We start from the raw sequence: 22399 nt of genomic DNA, 5'->3' as shown, positions 1-22399 counted from the left end.
TTGGAAAACGTCACCCGGCGGCGCGCTCGAGCGCGACCGAGAACGCCAGCCGGCCCGTTTCCACGCCCATCGTGTTGCGCATGGTGGGCGCATGAAAGGCATCGAGTGCCGCGCGCTGCGCAGCGGTGCCGATATCGAGCACCGCCAGTACCTCGGCGACGACGGCATACAGCATCGCGACGTTGCCGTCTTCCATCTTCACCGCGATACCGAGCGCGCCTTCGGCGCCCGCCTGTGCGGTTTGCTGCGACGCGCGTACGCCGATCGCATAGCTGCCCTCCGCGCCAACCTTCCCCACCAGCGTGCCGTCGAACGCCTGCATCAACTGCGTGCAGAAACGTCCGTCGCCTGCGACCAGTTCCGGGTAGCCGGTCATCGCGCGATAGATACGTGCGAGTGCCGCCGTGCGCGGTTCGACGGCAGCGCCCGCCTCTACCGCGTCCTCACCGGCGGCCAGTTTGGCGAACAGGCGCGCCAGCCGGTCCAGCGGAAAAGCGGGCGTCGGCAGATTGCAGCCGTCGGTGGACCAATGCACGCCGTCGTCGGGCAGATCGCAGACGCTCGCCACCGTGTGCTTCACACGCGTTTGCAACGGATGCTCAGGCAGTTCGTAACCGGCGAGCGCCGCACCGATGGAACGCGCGCCGGCCAGCATGCCGGCATGCTTACCCGAGCAGTTGCTGCACACCGCGCCCGGCTTGAAGTCGCGCTTCAACCAGTCCACGTACACCGCATCCGATAAGGGCGGATGGCCGCCGCAACGCAGATCGGCTTCGCTCGCCTGCGCCTTCGCCAGCATCTGCCGGGCACGCTCGATATGACGCGGCTCGCTGCTATGCGACGCACACATCAACGCCAGGTCCGCTTCGTCGAAACCGAAGCGCTCGAGCGCGCCCGTTTCCACGATCGCCAGCGCTTGCGCCGGCTTGGCCGCGGAACGGGCGAGCGTCATCCGCGAAGGGTCGCCGAACGAATGCAGCAGGCGTCCGCTCGCATCCACGACGGCGACGTGCGCCAGATACGTGTTTTCGATGGCGTCGCCGCGATAGCTCGTGACGGCGACGGCTCGGGTGCCGTGCGAATGGGTCATGCGGGTGTTCTCCGTGGGTTCTGCATGGGTCTGGGTGTGTTCGATATTCATGCGCGTTCCTGAAGATGCCCGGCGAGGTAATCGATCAGGACTCGCACTTTCTGCGGCAAAAACCGGTTCGGCGGATATAGCAGCCAGACCGTGCCGATGTAGGCGCGCGCTTCGAGTTTCCAGTCCGGGAGGACCTCGACCAGTTCCCCGCGCTGCAGCGCGGCCATGGCGGCAAACTCCGGCACGCTCGCAATACCGAGGTCTTGTTGCGCGGCCTCGAGTCGCGCCCCGGCATGGTTGGCAATATAGCGACCCTTCACATCGACGCTCTGCGTCTCCGTGCCGCGACGCAAGCGCCAACGGTTGTCGTCGACGGTCTCGCCCAGATACAGACAGTCGTGCTTCAGCAGATCGCGCGGCGCCGCAGGCACGCCATGCGCCTCCAGATACGCGGGCGATGCCACCATCAGCCAGCGCACGGAACCCAGCCGCCGACCCGCGAGACCGGGTGGCGGATGCTCCGTGACGCGAATCACGAGATCGATGTCGTCGGCGAGCGGGTCGATGTCGTCGTCGGTGAAGCGAAGTTGCAGGTCGACTTCCTCGTACGCTTGCAGGAAGCCGGGAATCAGCGGGTGAATCACGGTCTTCGCGAATGCCGTGGGCGCGCTCACGCTGACCTTGCCTTGCGGCTTGCTGGCCAGTTGACCGGCGGCATCGACCGCGCCCGACGCGGCGCTCACCATATCGCGGCAAAACCGCGCGACCTGCGCGCCGGATTCCGTCACGCGCACGGTCCGCGTGGACCGTTCGAGCAGGCGCGTGGCCAACGCGTCTTCGAGCCGCTTGATCTGGCGGCTCACGGTGGACGGCGTGCTCCCCAACTGGCGCGCCGCCACCGAGAAATTGCCCGCGTCGACCACCCGGGCGAACACCGCCATGTCCGGCAGCAACGCGAAAAGGTCGGTGGGTGTCATGCGGCAAGCTCGCGGCCAGTTGAACAGATTGATGCGCAGGCAACATAAATGCTGTGCGACGAGACCGCATTATCACTCCGGACGCAAAACCGGACAATGGGCGCTTACTTGCCCGAGGTCCGTCATGCTGAAGAAACAGGAGCGCTTACCCCTGCTGTCCGACCTGATGTTGCTGGCGGTCGCCGTCGTATGGGGCACGAGTTACGGCGTCGTCAAAAGCGCATTGGTGGTCTACCCGGTGCTGAGTCTGCTCGCGCTGCGCTTCGGGCTGACTTTCCTGATCCTGTCGCCCGCGCTGCGGCATCTGCGCACCGCGACCGCGCGCACGCTGCGCGGCGTGCTGCTGACCGGCGCGTTGCTGCTGAGCATTTTTCTGTGCGAAACCTTCGGCATTCTGCTGACGAGCGCGGCCAACGCGGCATTTCTGATCAGCCTGTGCGTGGTGCTGACGCCGCTCGTCGAATGGTGGCTGCTCAAGCGCAAGCCGGGTGCAATCGAATGGGCGGCGGTGGCGCTGTCGCTGGTGGGCGCGTGGCTACTGGCGGGCGCGGGCTCGTTGAACCTGAACCCCGGCGATGCGTTGATTCTGCTCGCCGCGCTGCTGCGCGCAGTGATGGTGTGCGTGACCAAACGCGTGATGCGCGATTCCGCCCTGCCGCCGCTGACCATCACGGCGATGCAATCCGGTGTCGTGGCATCCGGAAGCGCCGCCGTCGCAATCCTGTTCGCGCCGCATCAATGGCAAGCGCCGCCTTCGTTCGCCATGCATGCGGGTTTCTGGAGCTATGTGGCGTATCTGGTGCTCGCGTGCACGCTGTTCGCGTTCTTCGCGCAGAACTTCGCGATCAAACGCAGCAGTCCAACGCGCGTCTCGCTGCTGATGGGCAGCGAACCGGCGTTCGGCGCGCTGTTCGCCTGCCTCTGGTTAGGCGAGCGGATAACGACCGCCGCCTGGGTCGGCGGCGGCCTGATCGTCGCGGCATCGATTCTCGCGACGGTACGGTGGAGTGCGGGGCGAGTGAGCGCGGCGCGGGCTTGAGTCTGTGGGCCGCACCGCCTGAATGAATTCTGCCGGGCCACGCGGGTATTGCTGGCTAACCATTCACCGCGACAGCACCGTGCCTCGTTCGCCGACGACTTCACCGCGTTGCAGCACGTAGTCCAGACGTTCGCCCTGCCCCGTCAGCACGCCGATATCGGCGAGCGGATTGCCGTCCACCACCAGCAGGTCGGCGATCGCCCCGACCTTGATCGCGCCCAGCCGCCCATTCGGATCGACGATCTCGCCGGCGATGCTGGTCGCCGAACGCAAGGCTTCCAGATTGCCGAGCACATCGGCGCGAATCCGCAACTCGTCGCTCTGGAACGTGTGCATTTCGCCCAGCAGGTCCGAACCGAAACCCATCGGCACGCCCGCGTTCGCATAGATCTGCAGCGAGTCGCGCCCGGCCTGCCGCACGGTTTCGATCTTCGCGATCGAGTCGGCCGGCAAACCGTAGTCCGCGCCATGCTTCGCGAGCGCGTCGTAGGTCACCAGCGTCGGCACCACGAATGCGCCGTGCTCATGCATCAGTTTCGCCGCGGCCTCGTCGACCAGATTGCCGTGCTCGATCGTGCGCACGCCGCAACGGATCGCACGCGAGATCGCGCGGCCAGTGTAGGCGTGCGCCATCACGTAGGTATTCGCGGCCTCGGCCTCGGCGACGATCGCGCGAATCTCGTCCTCGGAGTACTGCGTGTTGCTGATCGGATCGGTCGGCGAAGCCACGCCGCCGGACGCCATGATCTTGATCTGCGTGGCGCCCTTCTGGATCTCTTCACGCACGGCAAGCCGCACGGCATCCACGCCGTCGACCACGCGCGCGATCGCACCGGCACGAAACGCACACGAGCACGGTTCGAGCACGTCGCCGCGCGGACGGAAGTCGCCGTGACCGCCGGTTTGCGAGAGCGCCTTGCCCGACGGAAAAATCCGCGGGCCGGGAATCAGGCCGCTTTCCAGCGCTTGCGTGAGGCCCCAATCCGCGCCGCCCGCATCGCGCACGCTGGTAAAGCCACGTCCGAGCATCGCCTTGAGAATCGGCAGCGCGCGAATCGCGGTCAGAATGTTCGGCTGCGCGGCATTCGCGCCGAGGTTGGCGCGCGAGGCCAGCACATGCACGTGACAGTCGATCAGACCCGGCATGACCGTCTTGCCGCGCGCGTCGATCACGCGGGCATTCGGCAGGTCGACGGGCCGATCGGTGACTTCGACGATATGACCGTTTTCGATCACCACGTGATGATGCTCGAGCAACTCACCGCGAACGAGGTCGAGTACGTTGCCACCGCTGATTACCGTAATGCTCATGAGAAATTCTTCCTGACTGAATGTGGGAATCGCTTCAGACCCGGTGCGGCGCCGGATCGCGCACGAACAGCGTGCCGACGAAACTGATGGCCGCGGCGATCATCACGTAGATGGCGGGCGCCATATTGCTGCCGGTCGAAGCGATCAGCCACGTGATGAAGAACGGTGCGAAGCCGCCGAAAATCGTCACCGCGAAGTTGTACGCAACCGACAGCCCCGTGGACAGCACCCGCGTCGGAAACAACTCCGAGAACGCGGCGAGAATCGGGCCGGTGTAGCCGGCAATGAGCAGACCGAACACGCCCTGGAACACGAGCAGCGACGTGAGACCCGGCGCGCTGTTGATGTACGCGAACATCGGCCATGCGAGCAGCAGGATGAGCGCGGCAGCGCCGGACAAAAACCGGCGGCGGCCGAAGCGGTCGGCGAGCTTGCCGACGAGCGGCGAGAAACACATGATCATCAGGCCGCCGAACATGCCCGCGGAAAATCCGGTCGATTGCGGAAGATGCAAGGTCCGCACCGAATACGTCGGCATGTAGAACAGCAGCACGTAAGTGCAGACCGTCCACAGAATCACCATCGAAAAGCTCGCGAAGGTCTGACGCGGAAAGCGGCGGAAAACATCGGCGAGCGGCGAATCGTTTTTCGCCTCTTGCGCGACTGCGGCGAACGCAGGCGTTTCATCCATGCGGCTGCGAATGAAATAGCCGATTGGTCCGATCAGGATGCCGATCAGGAACGGCATTCTCCAGCCCCAGGAATGCAGTGCCTCGGCGCTCAGATGGCTGGTCACGAACGTGCCGACCGCGGCGCCGAGCAGGACCGCGAAACCGATGCTCGACTGAATCCAGCTCGAATAGAAAGCGCGCTGGTTGGCCGGTGCGTATTCGGTGAGAAAGGCCGTTGCCGTGCCCATCTCGCCGCCGGCCGAAAAGCCCTGCAGCAGCCGCGCAATCACGATCAGGGCGGGCGCCCATACGCCGATCCTGTCGTACGTCGGCGCCAGACCGATCAGCGCGGTGCCGGCCGCCATCAGCAGAATGGTCAGCGAGAGCGCGGCCTTGCGCCCGACCTTGTCGGCATACACGCCGAGCACCATGCCGCCCACTGGCCGCATGAAAAAGCCCACGCCGAAGGTCGCGACCGTCAGCAACAGCGAGGTCAGTTCGTTGCCGGTCGGAAAGAACAGTTTCGCGATGATCACCGCGAAAAAGCTGTAGACCGTGAAGTCAAACCACTCGAGCCCATTGCCGAGCACGGTGGCGATAATCGCGCGGCGCCGCTGCCGGGCGAGCGAATCCGCCGGTAAGCCGGCGGCGGCGGAAAGCGTTCCTTGCATGGTTTCTGTCCTCATCGGGGTGCCTCTCGGCATTGGCAGCGATCCTGAAGAATCGCAACGGCCACGCGCCACGCCGAAGCTCGAACGGCGTTTTCGCAGGCATGACGCCGATCGTAGTCACAGCCGATTTGTTTTCGAAACGAAAGATTCGCATGCACGCATGCGTGTAGCGCATGCGAACGCGGTTCAGGGCGCGGGACGGCCCATTTGCGCTTCGGCCTGCTCGAACAGCCAGCGGGTGAACTGACGGGCTGCCTGATTCTGCGAGCGGTCGTTTGGCGAGACCACGTAGTAGCCGCCGCCGTGGCTCGCGGAGGCCTGCGTGGCGCGCACCAGCAGACCGTCGTGCAGACACGCGTCGATCATGTGACGCCAGCCGAGCACCACGCCCTGGCCGAGAATCGCCATCTGCACGAGTTGGGGATAGTGATTGACCACGACCGCCGGCGGCGAGGCCGGCATGGTCACCTGATTCAACCGGAACCATTCGGACCACGCCATCCATTGCCGCTGACCGTCTTCCTGCATCAGCAGCGTTTCGTGCACGAGGTCGGCGGGTTGCAGCGTGCGGCCGGCGAGATAGGACGGCGAGCAGACCGGGTACACCTCTTCGTCGAACAGACGGCGCGCGGTGAAATGCGGCTCGGCGCGCTGCCGGATGTAATACACACCCACGTCGAATTCGGCGGGCGACAGCGAGGCCAGACCATCGCGCACGATCATCCTGATCCGCACGTGCGGATGCGCCGCGCGAAACTCGCCGAGCCGCGGCGTCAGCCACAGCACCGCCACCCCGGACGAGCACGCGATGGTCAGTTCCTGATCGCCGTAGCGCTTCATGACATCGAAGGTGGCTTCCGAGCAGGTGGCGAGCAGCCATTGCACGTGCTTCGCGTAGCCTTCACCGGCGATGGTCAGACGTAACGCGCGGTGCTCGCGCACGAAGAGCGAGCGGCCGAGGAAGTCTTCGAGTTGGGCGATCTGCCGGCTGACCGCGCTCTGCGTCAGATGCAGTTCCGCGGCCGCCTTGGTGAAACTCGCATGCCGGACGGCCGATTCGAATGCGACGAGGCACTGCAGCGGAGGTAAAGGAGCGATGCGCATGATGGTGCGGGCGAGTCACGATGGCGCCATCATAGCGGGTCGATACGGAAGATCAGCCGGTCATTCGCGGCTCACGCGCCGGCCTTCCACCGGATAGTTCGGATCGGTATAACCCGGCGTCGACGCATGTCCCGGCGGCACCAGACTATCGACGAACCGCTCGTCGTCCGGCCCGAGTTGCAGTGCGAGTGCCTCCACATAGCTGTCCCAATGCGCTTCGGTACGCGGACCGGCAATCGCCGAACTCACCCGTTGATTCTTCAACACCCACGCAATGGCAAACGCGATCGACGTCGTGCCGCGCTCGGCGGCGTGCGCCGCGACTTTCTGCGCGATGGCGAGCGATTCCGGCCGCCACTCGGTCTGCTGGATGCGCTTGTCGCCACGCCCTGCGCGCGAATCGGCCGGCGGCGTGGCGTCGAGCGCATATTTGCCGGTCAGCACGCCGCGTGCGAGCGGGCTGTACGGCACGACGCCGATGCCGTAATGACCGGCGGCGGGCATCAGTTCGACCTCGGCCGTGCGGTCGACCATGTTGTAGACCGGTTCGAGTGCAACCGGCCGGTCGATGCCGAGTCGATCGGCGAGGCGCACGACTTCCACGACACGCCACGCGCGGAAATTGGACAGACCGAAGTAGCGCACCTTGCCTTCACGGATGAGGTCGCCGATCGCACGCAGCGCCTCTTCCAGCGGCGCATCGTTGAGCGCGCGATGGAAGTAGAGGACATCGATATAGTCCGTGCCCAAGCGCTCGAGGCTCGCATTGACGCTCTGGTAAATCCATTTGCGCGATTGCCCCTGTTCGTTCGGGCGTGTCGTGGGCGAAGCCGGATAGCCGAACTTGGTGGCCACGACCCAGTCGTCGCGTCGCGCTGCTATCGCGCGCCCGACGATTTCTTCGGAGCGGCCGGCGTGGTAGACGTCGGCGGTATCGACGAAGTTCACGCCCTGATCGAACGCCTTGTCGACGATCCGGCGCGAAGTCGCCTCGTCCGTTTCGCCGCCGAACATCATCGCGCCCAGACACAGCGGCGATACCTTCAGGGCGCTGCGCCCCAGATAGCCATAATCCATCGTCCACTCCCTGTAGAACTGCACCCGCGGTGCAAACAGGGAAGGATGTTAGGCGCGGCGGATCCAGCGATAAAGCTGTTAAAACCGCAAGCCCTCATGAAGCGGGCTCATGAATAGCGAATCGCGTCGATCACCACGGTCATGGCTCGCGAGAACTCACGCCGGCTCGCATAGCAGGCGTGCAACCCCGGGAAAGCAGGACACCATTCGTCGAGCACCTTGACGAGACGGCCGGCCTCGACATGCGCTTCGGCGAGGTCGGCCGGGACATAGGCGAGGCCATATCCCGACAGCGCCGCCGCCAGCATCGGGTAGGTGCCGTTGAACGCGAGTTGACCGGTCACGCGCACCTGCACCTGGCGGTTGCCCTTCCTGAGTTCCCACGGATAAAAACCGCCGAGGGTCGGCAAACGCAGATTGATGCAGCGGTGTGCGGTCAGGTCCTGAGGCTTCTTTGGCCGCGGATGTCTCGCCAGGTAGTCGGGCGCGCCGACGATGGCCATCCGCATTTCCGGCGCGAGCCGCACCGCGATCATGTCCTGGGCAACCTGATCGCCATGGCGAACGCCGATGTCGAAACGATCCGCGACGATATCCGCCAGGCCGTAGTCGGTGATGATCTCCACGTTGATATCCGGATAGTCGTGCAGGACCTTCGACAATCTGGGCCACAGGACCGTTTCGGTCGCGTAGTCGGTGGCGGTAATGCGGATCGTACCGGCGGGTTTGTCGCGGAATTCCGTCACGGCCGCGAGTTCGGCATCGATTTCCTCGAAGCGCGGCGCGATGGTGCGAAGCAGTCGCTCGCCGGCCTCGGTGGGCGCGACGCTGCGCGTGGTTCGTGTCAGCAGTCTCAAACCAAGCCGGGTTTCGAGCGCGCGAATGGTATGGCTCAACGCGGATTGCGACACGCCGAGTTGCGCGGCCGCGCGGGTGAAACTGCGCTCGCGCGCAACGGCGATCAGAGCCAGCAGATCGTTATAACTTTCGCGTCGCATTGATGAACTCGCTTCATGGGTGTTTGCCGATTCTAGCGCCTAGTCGTCACTGCGAGAGTCGCTTACATTGCAACGACGTTCGAGCGATTCAGGAGTTGAACGATGAAATTACCGGTTACTGCAGTGCCGATGCTTTCGCTCGGTGCCGCACGCAGTTCGCAGATAGAAAGGAAAAACATTATGCAAAGTCAGGGCCGTCCCGCCACCGCCAACGCTAATTCCAACGCTGCCCCCACCGCTGACGCAACCGTCGCGCTGGGCAGCGTTTCACCCGCGCTCGAGCGCTATACCCACGACGTCGTGCTAGGCGATTTGTGGAAGCGTCCGCAGTTATCAGCGCGCGACCGGAGCATCGTGACGCTTGCCGTACTGATCGCCCGCAACCAGACGACCGAGTTGCCGTTCTACCTGGATTTCGCGCTGGAGCACGGCGTCACGCCCGGCGAGGTTTCGGAGATCGTCGCACATCTGGCGTTCTACTCCGGCTGGGCCAATGCGACCGCTGCCGTGAAAGTGACGCAGGCCGTCTTCGCGCGGCGCGGCATCACCGCGGCGCAGCTTCCGCCGGCATCGGTCACCCTGCTTCCGCTCGACGAGGCCGCGGAAGCGCAGCGCGAATCCACGGTGCAGCAGAACTTCGGCGCGGTCTCGCCAGGCGTCGTGCAATTCACGCGAGACGCGCTCTTCAACGACCTGTGGCTACGACCCGGCCTCGCGCCGCGCGACCGGAGCGTCGTCACGGTCAGCGCGCTGGTCGCCTCCGGCCAGGTCGCGCAACTGACCTATCACCTGAACCGGGCCATGGATAACGGACTGACCCGATCGCAGGCGTCCGAAATCATGACGCAACTCGCGTTCTATACGGGTTGGCCGAACGTGTTTACGGCGCTGCCGGTCGTCAAGGACGTGCTGGACAAAAGACCCGGCTAGCGCGCATCAATTCGTCGGCGTCATTGCAACTATCACGAGGAAAGCGCATGCCCGAGCAACTGGATGGCGCGACACGGCTGTTCCCGATCATCGGCGACCCGATCGGGTTCGTGAAGTCGCCGCAACAATTGACCCGGGGCTTCGCGGCACGCAACTTCAACGGACTGTGCCTGCCGATGCAGGTCGGACAAGCGGATCTCGAAGCGGTCATGCGCGCGCTCGGCCGGACCGGCAACGTGGATGGCCTGCTCGTCACGATGCCGCACAAATCGGCGGCCTATGCGCACTGTGCGACCGCTTCCGCGACGGCCCAACGGCTGGAATGCGTCAGCGTCATGCGACGCAACGCGGACGGCACGTGGCACGGCGATATGCTCGACGGTCTCGCGTTCGTGAAAGCGCAAACCGATCGGGGCGCGCAGATGAACAACGCGCGTGCGCTACTGGTCGGTGCCGGTGCGGCGGGAAGCGCGATAGCCATCGCGTTGCTCGACACCGGGATTCGCGACCTGATCATCCACGATGCCGACGAAGCCCGCGCGGCACGCCTGAAGAAACTGGCTTCGAATGCGGGCCACGCTCATGTCCGGATTGGCCCGGCCGATCCTGAAGGCTGCACGCTGGTGTTCAACGCAACACCGATGGGCCTGAACGACGCCGACCCGCTACCGGTTGCGGCCGAGTTGCTGGAGGCATCCATGTTCGTCGGCGACGTGATAGCGGGCCATGGCGTGACGCCACTTTTGATGGCGGCTCAGTCGGCCGGCTGCGGGACCGCGAACGGCGTACAGATGTTCGATGCCGTTCAGCAGATGATGCTCGATTTCATGCTGGACCAGTACACGGATCGCCCCACCTGACCCATTGCCGGGGATGTCCCCTCCCGCTCAAGGACTGGTCGCCAGTTCCGCTTCCGGTTCGAGCGAACGGGTTCGTCTGAGCGCCGGGAACAGCCGCATCCAGAGCAGCGCCACGGCAATCGTCGCCACCCCGCCGAAGAGCACCGCCGGCTGCGCGCCCCACCACCCTGCCGTCACGCCCGATTCGAATTCGCCGAGTTGATTCGAGGTCCCGATGAACATCGAATTGACCGCGTTGACCCGCCCCAGCATTTCATCGGGCGTACGCAACTGCACGAGCGACAGGCGCACCACCACGCTGATGGTGTCCGACGCACCCAGCACCATCAACGCGAACAGCGACACCAGAAACTGATGCGATAGACCGAACACGATCGTCGCCGCGCCGAACGCGATCACGCCGCCGAACATCGCAGCGCCGGGCCGGTTGCGCAGCGGGAAATGCGCAAGCCAGATAGTGCCCGCGAGCGCGCCGATCGCCGTGCCCGAGCGCAACAGTCCGAGCCCGAGCGGCCCGGTATGCAGCAGGTCGCGCGTGAAGACCGGCAGCAAGGCCGTCGCGCCGCCGAACAGCACGGCAAACAGATCGAGCGACAGCGCGCCGAGAATGACCGGCTCCCGGCGAATGAAAGCGATACCGGAGAACACCGATTCCAGCGTCACGGGCGCGCGATGCGCCGGCTTCGCCTGCAACGGAATCGCCCACACGGCGGCCGCCGCCGCGGCGAACGACACCGTGCATGCGAGATACGCCGCGCCGGGACCGATGCCGTACAGCAGACCGCCCAACGCCGGTCCGGCGATCTGCGCGGTCTGATTCGCCGACGTGGCCCACGCAGTCGCTTTCGGCAGCAAGCCACGCGGCACGACGGCCGGCAACAGCGAAGACACCGCGGGCGATTCGAACGCACGCGCCGCGCCGACGCAGCCCGCCAGCACATAGATGACCGGCGCGCTGATCCAGCCGCCGAACGTGCCCCACGCGAACAGCAACGCGGCGACCGCTTCCAGGCTTTGACAAACCGCCGCGATCCGGCGGCGGTCGTAACGGTCCGCGACGTGTCCGACCACGAGCGTCAGCAGAAACATCGGCAGAAACTGCGCGAGGCCGACGAGGCCGAGTGCAAAAGCGCTATGCGTCAACGCGTAGATGTGCCAGCCCATCGCCACGGCCAGCATCTGGAACGACAGGGAGGAAAGAATCCGGGTGCTCCAGAAACGCTGGAAAGCGGGATGTCTGGGCAAGCTGAGCGGAACTGCAGTGTCGGAGCCGGTGGGATCGGCGGGAGCGGGGGGCATCGGGATCGTGTCTCTACTTGGCTTGGGCGTTCTGGGACGTGAGCAAACACAGGCGGCTGCCAGTTTAGAGCAAGCGAATTCGTTTTGCTTACGGTCGCCGGGCACCCAGCCGCTTGAAACCACACGCAAGGCGCCCGGTACCTGCGGGAAAAATTACGCTGGAAATCTCAAATGATAATCATTATCATTCATTATCCCGAATACGAAGGTGACAAGACTACGCAAAGGGAGCCTCCCTACGAGGGTTCACCATGGACCGCCAGATTGCGAACTCCGCCGCCGACAGCAGCACGCCGGCGCCGGCTCTGACTTTGTCTTCGTGGGAAAGCGTCACGCGCCAGGCCATCGCGGCCGGCCACGACGCGCAGCACCAGCTGGCCCTTGCGGGCTACCGGCAGGCGTTGTCCATCGCGCGCCGTCTGCTGGCCGCGCCTCCAGCGGGCCGCGCGGAAGATTGCGTCGCCGCGCTGGTCGTCTCCTCGCTCAACCTCGCGGACCTGCAGGTCGAACAGGGCGATATCGACGATGCCGCCGCCCTCCTCGGCGGCGCTCACGAAGCGCTGCTGGACGTCTTTCTGAACGCCGCGCGAGATACCTCGCTGCGGCAAGCCGCCCTGCGTCATAGCCGCGAAACCCACGTCGCGCTCATCGCGCATGTGGCGCGACATGGCGATCATCCGCTCATCACACGCGCGCTGCGGGCCGGCTGCGTTGCAGTGGGTGTCGATCGTCCGACGCAACACTGACTCAAATCCCTTTCTGCCACGGAGATTGCGCATGCCCTATGTCCTGCCCGAAATGCCCTATGCGTTCGACGCGCTCGAACCGCACATCGACGCCCGCACGATGGAGATTCATCATTCCAGGCATCACCAGACCTATGTGAACAACCTGAATGCCGCGCTGAAGGACAGCGAGTACGCGGACTTGCCCGTCGACACGCTGATCGCGCGCATCCCGTCGCTGCCCGAGCCCCTTCAACTCCCGGTGCGCAACAACGGCGGCGGTCACGCGAATCACAGCCTGTTCTGGACCGTCATGTCGCCCACGGGCGGCGGCACACCGGACGGCGACGTCGGCCGGGCGATCGACGCCGACCTGGGCGGATTCGATGCGTTCAAGGAGGCTTTCACGAAGGCGGCGCTGGCCCGTTTCGGCAGCGGTTGGGCATGGCTGAGCGTGAATGCGCAAGGCAAACTGCTCGTCGAACATACCGGCAACCAGGACAGCCCGCTAATGGCCGGACTGATGTCGGGCAACACGCCGATCCTCGGACTCGACGTCTGGGAACACGCCTACTACCTCAAGTATCAGAACCGCCGTCCCGACTACATTGCCGCGTTCTACAACGTGATCGACTGGCCCGAGGTGGCGCGGCGCTATGCGGCAGCGCGTGGCTAACCGGATGCCGGGGAGACCTCGATGAACACCGTGCCCGGCAGAACCACCCGCACCACGCTGACGACCCGCGCCACGCTCGCGATCCACGAAGTCTTCGACGGCAAGCGTCGCGCGGCACGGTCGTTTCTGCTGTTCGCGGGACCGGCGGTGATCGCGTCGATTGCCTACATGGACCCCGGCAACTTCGCGACCAACATCCAGGCCGGCGCGCGCTTCGGCTACTCGCTGCTGTGGGTCGTGCTGCTGGCCAATCTCGTCGCGATGCTGTTTCAGGCGTTATCCGCGAAACTGGGTATCGTCACGGGCCGCAATCTCGCCGAACTGTGCCGCGAGCAGTTTCCGCGCCCCGCGGTGATCGCGATGTGGGCCGTCAGCGAAGTGGCCGCCATGGCGACCGATCTCGCGGAATTCCTTGGCGGCGCCATCGCGCTGTCGCTGCTCTTCCAGTTGCCGCTGCTGTCCGGCATGGCGGTCACCGCCATCCTGACCTACAGCATCCTGCTGTTCGAGAAAGGCGGCTTTCGGCCAATGGAGATCGTCATCGCGACATTGGTCGGCATGATCGGCCTGTGCTATCTCGCGGAGATGTTCATCGCACCGGTCGCGTGGGGACAAGCAGCCTGGCACACGGTCGTCCCCTCGCTGCCCGGCGCCGCGGGGTTGACGATTTCGGTGGGCATCGTCGGCGCGACGGTCATGCCGCACGCCATCTATCTGCACTCCGGTCTCACGCAAGCCCGTACGCCCGCGCGAAATGCACGCGAGCGGCATCTGCTGGTGCGCTTCTCGCATTTCGAAGTGGTGGCCGCGCTAGCAGTGGCCGGCCTCGTGAACATGGCCATGGTGATCATGGCGAGTTCCGCGTTCCACGCCGGGCATCGCGATGTCGCGGAGATCGCCACGGCTTATCACACGCTCACGCCGCTGCTCGGCGCGAGCGCCGCCGCGATCTTCCTCGTCTCGCTGATCTGCTCCGGCATATCCAGTTCGGTCGTCGGCACGATGGCCGGCCAGATGATCATGCAAGGCTTTGTCGGGTTTCGCATTCCCGTGTGGTTGCGGCGGCTCGTGACCATGGCGCCGGCGTTCGTCGTCGTGGCGCTCGGTGTGAATGCGACCGAGGCGCTCGTGATGAGTCAGGTCGTGCTGTCTTTCGCGCTGCCGATTCCGATGATCGCCGTGGTGCTCTTCACGCGGCGCAAAGACATCATGGGCGAATTCGTCAATAGCCGGCTGACCGATGGCGTCGCGATCGTCGCTACCGTGGCGATCCTCGTGCTGAATCTCGTGCTGCTGATGCAGACGTTCGGCGTCGCGCTTCCCGGTCTCGCGGACTGAATACGCGCGACGCACCGCGCTAGCGTCCGATCTGTTCCTGAAAGTGCGACAGCGCTTCCGCCGCGCACGCTTCGTCCTTGTCGCCGCCGGGTGCGCCCGACACGCCCAATCCGCCCAACACCGTCTTGCCCGCGCGAATGATCACGCCGCCCGGCACGAACATCACTTCGGGAATCGTGTTGAGCGCGGCATCGGCGGGGCCGCCATGGCCCGACTTCAGCAGTTCGCCGGTCGACGACTTGTCGAACGCCTGCCCGTACGAATACGCCGTATAGGCCTTGCGATACGACACCGACAGCGATTGCAGCGGCACCGTGTCGCCCTTCACCACCGCCTGCTGATGCCCCGACGTATCGACGACCGTCGCCGTCACCGAATAGCCGCGGCTTTCGCAGACGCTGACCGCATCGGCCGCGAGCTGGCTGGCCAGACGCCATTGCAGCTTCGGGGTCTCGACGATGCTGCCGGCTGCGAATGCGCTCGCGCCGACGCCCGCGAGCGCGACGCCGAGCAACAGGTGCCTGAGATTGCGCAGGGTCATGAGAGAGTCTCCTTGTAGATCGACCTTGTCGGTCGATTAGTGCCGGGGAAGATCGATCGCGGGCGGCTGTTGCAACGGAATGCGAACCAGCAGATAAGGCGGCCGCCGCAAATCTTTGCCATCGTTGAAGCCCGGCAGTCTGTCCCACTGTCCAAGCGTCACATACACGTACCGTTCGGCCGCAAAAATGCCATCCGGCCAGACGATGCGCGGATCGCGCGCCACCACGTCGAAGTGGCCGTCGGGATCGCGCCGCATGATGGCGTCGTGTTCGAAATCGGTCGTGTAGAGGCGATTATCGGCGTCGGTGGCGAGGCCGTCGGCGGCGCCCTTCTCGCCTTCGTCGCGCACGGCGGCGGCGAGTTGCGGATCGTCGACGCGGAAGTCCGACAGCAGCGCGGTGGGAATGCTGTAGAGACGGCGACTCGTGAGCGGCGAAAAATACAGCCGCGTGCTGTCCGCGCTCAACGTGACGCCATCCACGCCGCCCACAGGAAACCGCTGATGGTGCGCGTCATATCGCAACGGCCGCCCTTCGAGCACCGTCAGGAAACCGTCGACCGCATGCGTCGACGGGTCGTCGGCGAGCACTCGCCGCTGCCGTCCGCTCGCGATATCGACCACGACCAGCGCCGGCGTCGTACCGAACGACGAGTCCGAGATATACGCCGTGCCCTCGGCACCATGCGTGAGATCGACCCGCAGATCGTTCATGTGGCTGTCTTCGCGCATGGCAGGCGGCGTCAGCACGACCTTGGCGAACACACGGCCGGTCGCGGGATCGATACCGACCACCTTCGCACCGCCCGCGGGAATCGGCTGGCCGGCGCGCTTGCCGTCGTCGATCAGCCAGAGGCGGCCGCGCGTGTCCGTGGTCATGCCGTGCACGGAAAGCAGCCGGTCCGAGGCCGGCGCGTCCGACGGCAGACTCATGGCCGCATTGGGATACGGAATCAGGTGCCCGTCGCGCAGTTCGGCGAGCGTCGGCCCGCGATGATCGTCCGCATGCCGCGGAAAGCCGACGAACACCCGTCCGTCCGGCGTGACCGCAATGCCCGACGGCCCCGGCCCGTAGAAGCGCGCCACTACCTCGAGCGAGCCGGCCGTCGCCCCGCCCAGATCGACCGTGTCGCCAGCCTGCGGCGCGGGCTTCGCCTGAGCGGACGCGGCCCCACAGTAAAATGCGGACGATACGAGCGAAATAGCGAGTGACAACACGAGCAACAACGGGGCAAGGCGGACACGCATTCAATCTCCCAGTCTGTCTTCGGATGGAACCGGTTCCATCGTGGGCCAGTATCGCCGACGACGATGGCGTGGAGAACCCCGCTCTGCTGAAAACACTTTCCGGGAATACCGAAAGCCGATGCGTGAAATCAACGAAATGACGATTTTTGTCGAGGTGGCCGCGCGCGGCACGCTGTCGGCGGCGGCACGCGGTCTGGGGCTGGCCACGTCGGTGGTCAGCGAACGGATCGCGGCGCTGGAAAAGCGGCTAGGCGTGCGCCTCGTCGCGCGGACCACGCGCCAGCAGGCGCTCACCGACGTGGGCCGCACCTACCTCGAACATTGCCACCTGATCCTCGCGCAACTGGCCGAAGCCGAGCGCGCGGTGGCGAACCACCGCGACGAGCCGAGCGGCGTGCTGCGGGTCACGGCGCCGACGCCGTTGGGCCGGCGCCGCATCGCGCCGCTGCTGGCCGGGTTTATCGCGAAGCATCCGGACATTCGCGTGGAACTCGTGCTGACCGACGAATACGCGGACCTCGTCGCAGAGGGTTTCGATATCGCCATTCGCGGCGGGCCGATCCCGGACAGCAGCCTGGTCGGTCACGTGCTCGGTTTGTCGCGACGGGTGGTGGTTGCTTCGCCGGATTATCTGAAGCGCGGACTTGCGCTGGCAACGCCCGCCGATCTGTGCCGGCACGCGTGCCTCGTCCATAACGCCGACGCGAGCCGGCGCGCAGCATGGCGCTTCGGCAAAGGCAACGCGGCGCGCGTCGTGCGGGTGGAAGGCGCGCTCGCCAGCAACAATTCCGAACTGCCCGTCGAGTGGGCGCGCGCAGGCTTGGGCGTCGCGCAGAAATCGTGGTGGGAAGTGGCGGCTGCGGTGCACGCCGGCGAACTGTCGACGGTGCTCGAAGCGTTCGAGCCGGACGACGTGCCTTTCGTCGCGCTGCATCACGGGCAGAGCACGCGCTCGAAGAAAATCCAGTTGTTCCTGGCTTATCTGGTGGCGGACTTCGAGGCGCGGCCGTTGAGCGCACCGTGACCGACATGCACAGCGCGTTCTTCAGCGCGTTATTCAGCGCGCTGCGATTGCAACGTCAGTTTGGCGGTCAACCCTCACCTGTGTCGAAGACCGCGGCCATGCCCGCCGCCGACGAATAGATGCCGTTCGCGTCGTGCCCGACACCGGCAATCTCGTGAGTGCGATGTTTGAAATCGTGCGGATGCCGCATCGCCATATAACGCGCGTACGCACGGCCTCGGCCTAGCCGGTGCTCGCCTTGCGTCATCGCGGCGCACGACCGGTCGAGCGCCGGATGCTGCGGATCGCAGTCGTCGCCGCCCAGCAACAGCACGACGTCGCGCTGCACGTATGCGGCTTCGAGCGCTACGGGCGAAGGCGGCTGGCCATCCACGTACGCATAGTGCGGCAGATCGACCAGCCCATATTTCCAGTGATCGAAACGCGGACAACACGCCGGGTCCGGCGCGACGAATTTACCCGACGCATCCGGCCGCAACGCATCGAAATACACGTACGACGAAGGATTCGCAATCACGTAACGCGGCGCGATACCGCGCGCCAGCAGCGGCGCCTCGCCGCGTGCGACCACGGCATAACGCTGCGCGACCTGACCGCCGCCCGAATGACCGGCGATCACCACGTCGGTCAGCGCCGGAAAGCGCTCGCGATCCGCGAGCACCGCGAGTATCGCGTCGAGCACCGCAAACGAACTGAGCGGCGCCGGACCTTCGGCGGCGCCGCCGCCCATCCAGCTGGTCCAGTCCCAATGCAAGGTCGACGGCGGCAGGCGATGCGCGACGACATCGTCGGTGGCAAGGAATTGCGGCACGATCAGCAAGGTCTCGCCGATATCGCCGCCAGCCGCCGCGCAAGCCTGCTGCGAAAGCCTGAAATAGGCATCGGCATTGCGCAGCCGGCCGTGAAGCTGGATCACCGCGCGCTTGACGCGACTCGCGCCGGCGGACTGCAGACCGGCGGGCGCGGGCCACTCGCCGGTCGCATACAACGGAATGGTGCCGCTACCCACCGGCGTGCTGATGCTCAGGAATTGCGGCGCCACCACCGACACCGGGCGTTCGTTCGGTGCGCGTTCGTCGTCGGCATCCGGGACCGTGTTTAGAGACTGGGTCATGCGTAAGGCTCGTGTCGTGATTAGATTGATGAAACTGAACGCGCGGTCGCGGCGTCGCCTTGGGTGCGCCCGGACTTCGTGAAGAACACCAGCGCGAGCGAGACGAAACCCGCGAAGATCAGGTAGAACGCCGGCGTCAGACTGCTACCGGTGAGCCGCGTCAGACCGGTAATGGTCAGCGGCGCGAGCCCACCGAACAGCGTCACCGCAACGTTGTACGACAGCGCGACACCGGACGAACGGCTACGCACGGGGAACAGCGTGGCGAGCATGCCGGGATGCGCGCCCGACATCGCCGCAAGAAACACCGACGCGATCATCTGCGCGATGAACAGATGCCCCGGCGTAGGATGCGCGACGACGAAGTGAAACAACGGGTACGTGCACAGCATCCACGCAATCACGACCGGATAGAACAGCCGGTACGGCCCGAAGCGATCGGCCAGCTTACCGGAGACCGGGAATAGCACGAGGTTCAGCACGCCCGACGCGAACGCGCCTAGCAACGCGGTAGACAACGGCAAATGCAATTGCCGCTCGACATACACCGACAGATACGAGTGCCACACATAGTTGGTCGCCGCGCCGACGATGATCACGCCCATCGCGCAGAGCGCGGCATCGCCGTTCTCGCGGAAGAACTGGCGGATCGACACGCGCGGCGGCGTATCGCCCTGTTCGCGCAAGCGCTCGAATTCCGGCGATTCCGCGACGCGATGCCGGATATAGAAACCGAACGGCCCAGCCAGCGCACCCGCGAGAAACGGCAGACGCCAGCCCCACGTGACGAGCTGCGCATGCGTCAGATGCGTGGTGAGCAGATAGCCGACTGCCGACGACAGCAGCAACGCGAACGCCTGCGCCGACATGTTGAAACTGCCGTAGAACATCTTCTTGTTGGGCGGCGCGTACTCCACTAGCATCGCCGAGGCGGTCGCGAACTGGCCGCCGACCGACAGACCTTGCAGCAGGCGAGCCAGCACGACGAGTAGCGGCGCAGCCAGGCCGATGCTCGCGTAGCCGGGCGTCAGACCCATCAACAGCGTGCTCGCCGCCATCGAGATGATCAGCAGCGAGAGCGCCTTGCGCCGCCCCGCGCGATCCGCGTAGATGCCCAGCAGAATGCCGCCGAGCGGCCGCACGACGAAGCCGATCGCGAACGTGGCGAGCGTCAGCATGATCGATACGAAGCCGCTGCCGCTCGGAAAGAAAACTTGCGCGATGATCTTCGAGAAATAGCCGTAGATCAGGAAGTCGAACCACTCGAGACCGTTGCCGAGCACCGACGCGCCGATCGCGCGGCGCACCATCGCGGGACTCAAAGCGGCGGCGGGCGCGGCCGGATGCTGCCGTGTAATCGGAGTCATGGCGGCATCGTTCATTTGTCGCAACCCTGTGTGCCGAACATCGCCGACAACGCACATGCCGAAGTCAGCATCCGCGCGCCGTTGTGACCCACGCCAGGCACGACGTGAAAGCTCTGCTGCAGCCCGTCGGGATGACGCGTCTGCATATAGCGGTAGTAGCCTTCGGCGCGCGCCACGCGTTGCGTGCCCTGCGCTTCGGCGCCGCAACTCCGGTCGAGCGCGGCCTGTTGCGGATCGTCGTCCGAACCGCCGACCAGATAATCCACCCGGCGCGCCGCGTACGCCGCTTCGAGTTGGGCCGGCGTGCGATCGTTCAGATACGCCGGGCGATTCTCCATGCCGTATTTCCACTGATCGAAGCCCGCGCATTGCGCGGCATCGTATTGCGCGGGAACGCCCTCGCCGTTCGGACGCTGTGCATCGAAATACGCATACGAAGACGGGCTCGACACCACGTAGCGCACGTCGATACCTTCCTTGGTCAGCACGCCGAGATCGCGTGCCGCGACCGCGTAACGCTGCACGACTTGCGCGCCGCCCGAATGTCCGGCGAACACCACGTGCTGCAGATTCGGAAACAGCTTGCGATCGGCCAGCCGCTCGACGATCGCATCGAGCACGCTGTACGAGCTGACCGGCGACGGCGCTTGCGCCGCTTCGCCGCCCATCCACGCGTTGTCGTTCCAGCGCAGCAGGTCGGCCGGTTCGTCATGCAGCTGCGTGTCGATGCTCGCGAGGAATTGCGGCGCGATCAGCAGCGCGTCGTCGGGATTTGCCCCGGCGGCCTGCTGCGCTTTTTCGGCCGTATGAAAGTACACGTTTGCATTGCGCAGCTTGCCGTGAATCACGATGACCGCCCGCGTCACCTGCGGTTGCGCCACGCTCCAGTCCTTCGACAGATACAGCGGAAATTCCGCCTTGCCTTGCGGCGTGCCGAGCGTCATGCGCGTATCGGAGACGGTCGCGACCGGCCGCAGATGCGGTTCGTACACATGCACCGCAAAGGCCGGCCGCGCCAGCACCGCGAGCGTGACGGCGACACCCGCTGCGATGCTCACGAGCACGCGACGATGAATCGGATTGAAAGCCATGCAAGCTGCTCCTTGAAACCGTTGCCTAGAACCGATGCCGGATGCCCAGCGTCACCGCCGTCTGGTTTGGTCCGAATGCCGTGTCGCTCGTCACGCCCGTCGCCGTGTACTGGTCGTTGCCAAAACGCGAGGATGCCGCATAAGCCACCGTCGCGTAAACGTCGGTGCGCTTCGACAGAATATAGTCCGCGCTCAGCACGCCCATCCACGAGTTCGACACGTCGTCGGTCTTGTTGGTCTGGTAGTACACCGCGCCGGTCAGACGGAAGTTCGGCACGATCAGATAGCGCACGCCGCCCCACCACAACGCCGACGAGACGGCCGCGGTTTTGGTCGGGTTGTACAGATAGTGCTCGTAGCCCGCGAACAGCGACGCGCTGCCCACGTTCTGACGGAAAGCGACGCTCCAGTTGCGCGTCTTGGTCCACGTATTCGACGAATTGATCGCGCCATTGCGATAGTCGTAGGCCACGGCCGCGCCGAAGCTGCCGCCGTCGTAATCGAGCGCGCCGCCGTAGGCCGCGCTGCTCTGGAAGTTGTCGGCGTCGCCGCCGAAGCTGTAGTCGGCGGTCGCGGTCAGGCCCGCGTAATGGCCGACGTATTTGAGCGAGTTGTCGACGCGCGCCTTGAACGAGAAGCTGTCGACGGAACCGGTAGTGGGAAACCACGTGTACTGTTGCGCGAACACCATCGGATCGTATTTGATCAGGGTGTCGTACATCGCGGTGTATTGCAGACCGGCGGAGAGCGAACCGAACGCGTTGGACAGCCCCACGGCGGCGGTACGGTTGAAGATATCGCCCGCTGTCGCGGCTGTGCCGTCGTTACCGTTGAAGCCTGCTTCGAGAACGAAGAACGCCGAGTTGCCGCCGCCCAGGTCTTCCGTGCCGCGAAAACCGAGCCGCGAATTGCTGAGGCCGCCGGAATTTTCCCGCACCACGACGCCACCCGTGGCGCTCGCATGGTTGATGAATTCGATATTGGTGTCGATCAAACCGTACAGCGTGACTGACGATTGAGCGTGCACCACACCGCATCCGGCCACCGCGAATGCTGCCACCACCGCTTGCTTTTTCACACCTGTCTCCTGGCGATATCTAGTTATTCGCACCGACGCGCGATGCGATGGGGCGAATCGTAGAGCCAGCCGTGGTGAATGTAAAATACGTTTTTCCAGCACCATCCATATCTTCCATATATGGATCCATTCAACCAGGCATGCGGCGCCAGACCGCTGCGGCAAGGAGACAGACACTT

General features: G+C 65.0%; 21 protein-coding genes. 7 read left to right on the top strand and 14 right to left on the bottom strand.

Annotated features, from left to right (window positions below; genetic code table 11):
* Positions 1-10 precede the first annotated feature (10 nt).
* Both FQ746_RS17375 and FQ746_RS17370 read right to left on the bottom strand, forming a co-directional pair.
* The gene (locus FQ746_RS17375; protein WP_144110648.1) at positions 11-1090 is read right to left on the bottom strand and encodes an asparaginase; all 1080 of its coding nucleotides are present in this window, start codon (positions 1088-1090) and stop codon (positions 11-13) included.
* A gap of 47 nt (positions 1091-1137) precedes the next feature.
* The gene (locus FQ746_RS17370) at positions 1138-2058 is read right to left on the bottom strand and encodes a LysR family transcriptional regulator (RefSeq protein WP_144110624.1); all 921 of its coding nucleotides are present in this window, start codon (positions 2056-2058) and stop codon (positions 1138-1140) included.
* Between the two features lie 127 nt (positions 2059-2185).
* On the opposite strand from FQ746_RS17370, the gene FQ746_RS17365 reads away from it, so the two are divergent.
* Positions 2186-3097: a DMT family transporter gene (locus FQ746_RS17365; protein WP_144110646.1), complete on the top strand. Its 912-nt coding sequence runs from the start codon at positions 2186-2188 to the stop codon at positions 3095-3097.
* A gap of 63 nt (positions 3098-3160) precedes the next feature.
* On the opposite strand, the gene FQ746_RS17360 is transcribed toward FQ746_RS17365, so the two are convergent.
* The 5 genes from FQ746_RS17360 to FQ746_RS17340 form a co-directional block, all read right to left on the bottom strand.
* On the bottom strand, positions 3161-4408 hold the full coding sequence (locus FQ746_RS17360) for a metal-dependent hydrolase family protein (RefSeq protein WP_144110622.1): 1248 nt from the start codon (positions 4406-4408) through the stop codon (positions 3161-3163).
* A 34-nt stretch (positions 4409-4442) separates the two neighbouring features.
* Positions 4443-5750 carry an MFS transporter gene (locus FQ746_RS17355; RefSeq protein WP_144110620.1) on the bottom strand — a complete coding sequence of 436 codons (1308 nt, stop codon included), beginning with the start codon at positions 5748-5750 and terminating at the stop codon, positions 4443-4445.
* Between the two features lie 186 nt (positions 5751-5936).
* Positions 5937-6854 carry a LysR substrate-binding domain-containing protein gene (locus FQ746_RS17350; RefSeq protein WP_144110618.1) on the bottom strand — a complete coding sequence of 306 codons (918 nt, stop codon included), beginning with the start codon at positions 6852-6854 and terminating at the stop codon, positions 5937-5939.
* Between the two features lie 60 nt (positions 6855-6914).
* Positions 6915-7931, bottom strand: coding sequence for an aldo/keto reductase (locus FQ746_RS17345; RefSeq protein ID WP_144110616.1), 1017 nt, complete (start codon positions 7929-7931; stop codon positions 6915-6917).
* Positions 7932-8038: 107 nt separating this feature from the next.
* Positions 8039-8929 (bottom strand): LysR family transcriptional regulator, encoded by an 891-nt coding sequence (locus FQ746_RS17340; protein ID WP_144110614.1) that lies wholly within the window; start codon positions 8927-8929, stop codon positions 8039-8041.
* Between the two features lie 180 nt (positions 8930-9109).
* On the opposite strand from FQ746_RS17340, the gene FQ746_RS17335 reads away from it, so the two are divergent.
* Positions 9110-9859, top strand: coding sequence for a carboxymuconolactone decarboxylase family protein (locus FQ746_RS17335; protein WP_222105884.1), 750 nt, complete (start codon positions 9110-9112; stop codon positions 9857-9859).
* Positions 9860-9906: 47 nt separating this feature from the next.
* Positions 9907-10719: a shikimate dehydrogenase family protein gene (locus FQ746_RS17330; protein WP_144110610.1), complete on the top strand. Its 813-nt coding sequence runs from the start codon at positions 9907-9909 to the stop codon at positions 10717-10719.
* 27 nt (positions 10720-10746) lie between these two features.
* Here the strand turns inward: FQ746_RS17330 and FQ746_RS17325 are convergent, their stop codons facing one another.
* Positions 10747-12018, bottom strand: coding sequence for an MFS transporter (locus FQ746_RS17325; RefSeq protein ID WP_144110608.1), 1272 nt, complete (start codon positions 12016-12018; stop codon positions 10747-10749).
* A 251-nt stretch (positions 12019-12269) separates the two neighbouring features.
* Between FQ746_RS17325 and FQ746_RS17320 the strand changes: the two genes are divergently transcribed.
* From FQ746_RS17320 to FQ746_RS17310, 3 genes are read left to right on the top strand one after another with little or no spacing between them, the layout of a single operon-like run.
* On the top strand, positions 12270-12764 hold the full coding sequence (locus FQ746_RS17320) for a hypothetical protein (RefSeq protein ID WP_144110606.1): 495 nt from the start codon (positions 12270-12272) through the stop codon (positions 12762-12764).
* A gap of 31 nt (positions 12765-12795) precedes the next feature.
* On the top strand, positions 12796-13419 hold the full coding sequence (locus tag FQ746_RS17315; RefSeq protein ID WP_144110604.1) for a superoxide dismutase: 624 nt from the start codon (positions 12796-12798) through the stop codon (positions 13417-13419).
* A gap of 21 nt (positions 13420-13440) precedes the next feature.
* Positions 13441-14757, top strand: a complete 1317-nt coding sequence (locus tag FQ746_RS17310) for an Nramp family divalent metal transporter (RefSeq protein ID WP_144110602.1) — start codon at positions 13441-13443, stop codon at positions 14755-14757.
* A gap of 19 nt (positions 14758-14776) precedes the next feature.
* On the opposite strand, the gene FQ746_RS17305 is transcribed toward FQ746_RS17310, so the two are convergent.
* Positions 14777-15298, bottom strand: coding sequence for a GlcG/HbpS family heme-binding protein (locus FQ746_RS17305; protein WP_144110600.1), 522 nt, complete (start codon positions 15296-15298; stop codon positions 14777-14779).
* 36 nt (positions 15299-15334) lie between these two features.
* Positions 15335-16546 carry an L-dopachrome tautomerase-related protein gene (locus FQ746_RS17300; protein WP_144110598.1) on the bottom strand — a complete coding sequence of 404 codons (1212 nt, stop codon included), beginning with the start codon at positions 16544-16546 and terminating at the stop codon, positions 15335-15337.
* A 118-nt stretch (positions 16547-16664) separates the two neighbouring features.
* Here FQ746_RS17300 and FQ746_RS17295 point away from each other — a divergent pair, with 118 nt between their 5' ends.
* Positions 16665-17570, top strand: coding sequence for a LysR family transcriptional regulator (locus FQ746_RS17295; RefSeq protein WP_144110596.1), 906 nt, complete (start codon positions 16665-16667; stop codon positions 17568-17570).
* Positions 17571-17637: 67 nt separating this feature from the next.
* On the opposite strand, the gene FQ746_RS17290 is transcribed toward FQ746_RS17295, so the two are convergent.
* Genes FQ746_RS17290 through FQ746_RS17275 form a run of 4 tightly spaced genes read right to left on the bottom strand, consistent with a single transcriptional unit; the run spans position 17638 to position 22220 of the window.
* Positions 17638-18684: an alpha/beta hydrolase gene (locus FQ746_RS17290; protein ID WP_144110594.1), complete on the bottom strand. Its 1047-nt coding sequence runs from the start codon at positions 18682-18684 to the stop codon at positions 17638-17640.
* Between the two features lie 20 nt (positions 18685-18704).
* Positions 18705-20051 (bottom strand): MFS transporter, encoded by a 1347-nt coding sequence (locus FQ746_RS17285; protein WP_186310764.1) that lies wholly within the window; start codon positions 20049-20051, stop codon positions 18705-18707.
* 11 nt (positions 20052-20062) lie between these two features.
* Complete coding sequence (locus tag FQ746_RS17280) at positions 20063-21142, bottom strand: alpha/beta hydrolase (RefSeq protein ID WP_144110592.1); 1080 nt, start codon at positions 21140-21142, stop codon at positions 20063-20065.
* A gap of 25 nt (positions 21143-21167) precedes the next feature.
* The gene (locus FQ746_RS17275; RefSeq protein WP_144110591.1) at positions 21168-22220 is read right to left on the bottom strand and encodes a porin; all 1053 of its coding nucleotides are present in this window, start codon (positions 22218-22220) and stop codon (positions 21168-21170) included.
* Positions 22221-22399: the final 179 nt, after the last annotated feature.

Origin of the sequence: Paraburkholderia sp. BCC1886 (assembly GCF_900996245.1) — a bacterium.
Lineage (GTDB): Bacteria > Pseudomonadota > Gammaproteobacteria > Burkholderiales > Burkholderiaceae > Paraburkholderia.
Note: the sequence above shows the minus strand (reverse complement) of the source record. Positions and strands in the feature narration are given on the sequence as shown.

Coding starts and splice junctions, on each gene's coding strand:
- FQ746_RS17280 (WP_144110592.1), bottom strand. CDS start 21,142: ATGGCTTTCAATCCGATTCATCGTCGCGTGCTCGTGAGCATCGCAGCG.
- FQ746_RS17335 (WP_222105884.1), top strand. CDS start 9,110: ATGCAAAGTCAGGGCCGTCCCGCCACCGCCAACGCTAATTCCAACGCT.
- FQ746_RS17345 (WP_144110616.1), bottom strand. CDS start 7,931: ATGGATTATGGCTATCTGGGGCGCAGCGCCCTGAAGGTATCGCCGCTG.
- FQ746_RS17310 (WP_144110602.1), top strand. CDS start 13,441: ATGAACACCGTGCCCGGCAGAACCACCCGCACCACGCTGACGACCCGC.
- FQ746_RS17300 (WP_144110598.1), bottom strand. CDS start 16,546: ATGCGTGTCCGCCTTGCCCCGTTGTTGCTCGTGTTGTCACTCGCTATT.
- FQ746_RS17330 (WP_144110610.1), top strand. CDS start 9,907: ATGCCCGAGCAACTGGATGGCGCGACACGGCTGTTCCCGATCATCGGC.
- FQ746_RS17350 (WP_144110618.1), bottom strand. CDS start 6,854: ATGCGCATCGCTCCTTTACCTCCGCTGCAGTGCCTCGTCGCATTCGAA.
- FQ746_RS17315 (WP_144110604.1), top strand. CDS start 12,796: ATGCCCTATGTCCTGCCCGAAATGCCCTATGCGTTCGACGCGCTCGAA.
- FQ746_RS17290 (WP_144110594.1), bottom strand. CDS start 18,684: ATGACCCAGTCTCTAAACACGGTCCCGGATGCCGACGACGAACGCGCA.
- FQ746_RS17295 (WP_144110596.1), top strand. CDS start 16,665: ATGCGTGAAATCAACGAAATGACGATTTTTGTCGAGGTGGCCGCGCGC.
- FQ746_RS17360 (WP_144110622.1), bottom strand. CDS start 4,408: ATGAGCATTACGGTAATCAGCGGTGGCAACGTACTCGACCTCGTTCGC.
- FQ746_RS17370 (WP_144110624.1), bottom strand. CDS start 2,058: ATGACACCCACCGACCTTTTCGCGTTGCTGCCGGACATGGCGGTGTTC.
- FQ746_RS17305 (WP_144110600.1), bottom strand. CDS start 15,298: ATGACCCTGCGCAATCTCAGGCACCTGTTGCTCGGCGTCGCGCTCGCG.
- FQ746_RS17325 (WP_144110608.1), bottom strand. CDS start 12,018: ATGCCCCCCGCTCCCGCCGATCCCACCGGCTCCGACACTGCAGTTCCG.
- FQ746_RS17320 (WP_144110606.1), top strand. CDS start 12,270: ATGGACCGCCAGATTGCGAACTCCGCCGCCGACAGCAGCACGCCGGCG.
- FQ746_RS17355 (WP_144110620.1), bottom strand. CDS start 5,750: ATGCAAGGAACGCTTTCCGCCGCCGCCGGCTTACCGGCGGATTCGCTC.
- FQ746_RS17340 (WP_144110614.1), bottom strand. CDS start 8,929: ATGCGACGCGAAAGTTATAACGATCTGCTGGCTCTGATCGCCGTTGCG.
- FQ746_RS17285 (WP_186310764.1), bottom strand. CDS start 20,051: ATGACTCCGATTACACGGCAGCATCCGGCCGCGCCCGCCGCCGCTTTG.
- FQ746_RS17375 (WP_144110648.1), bottom strand. CDS start 1,090: ATGACCCATTCGCACGGCACCCGAGCCGTCGCCGTCACGAGCTATCGC.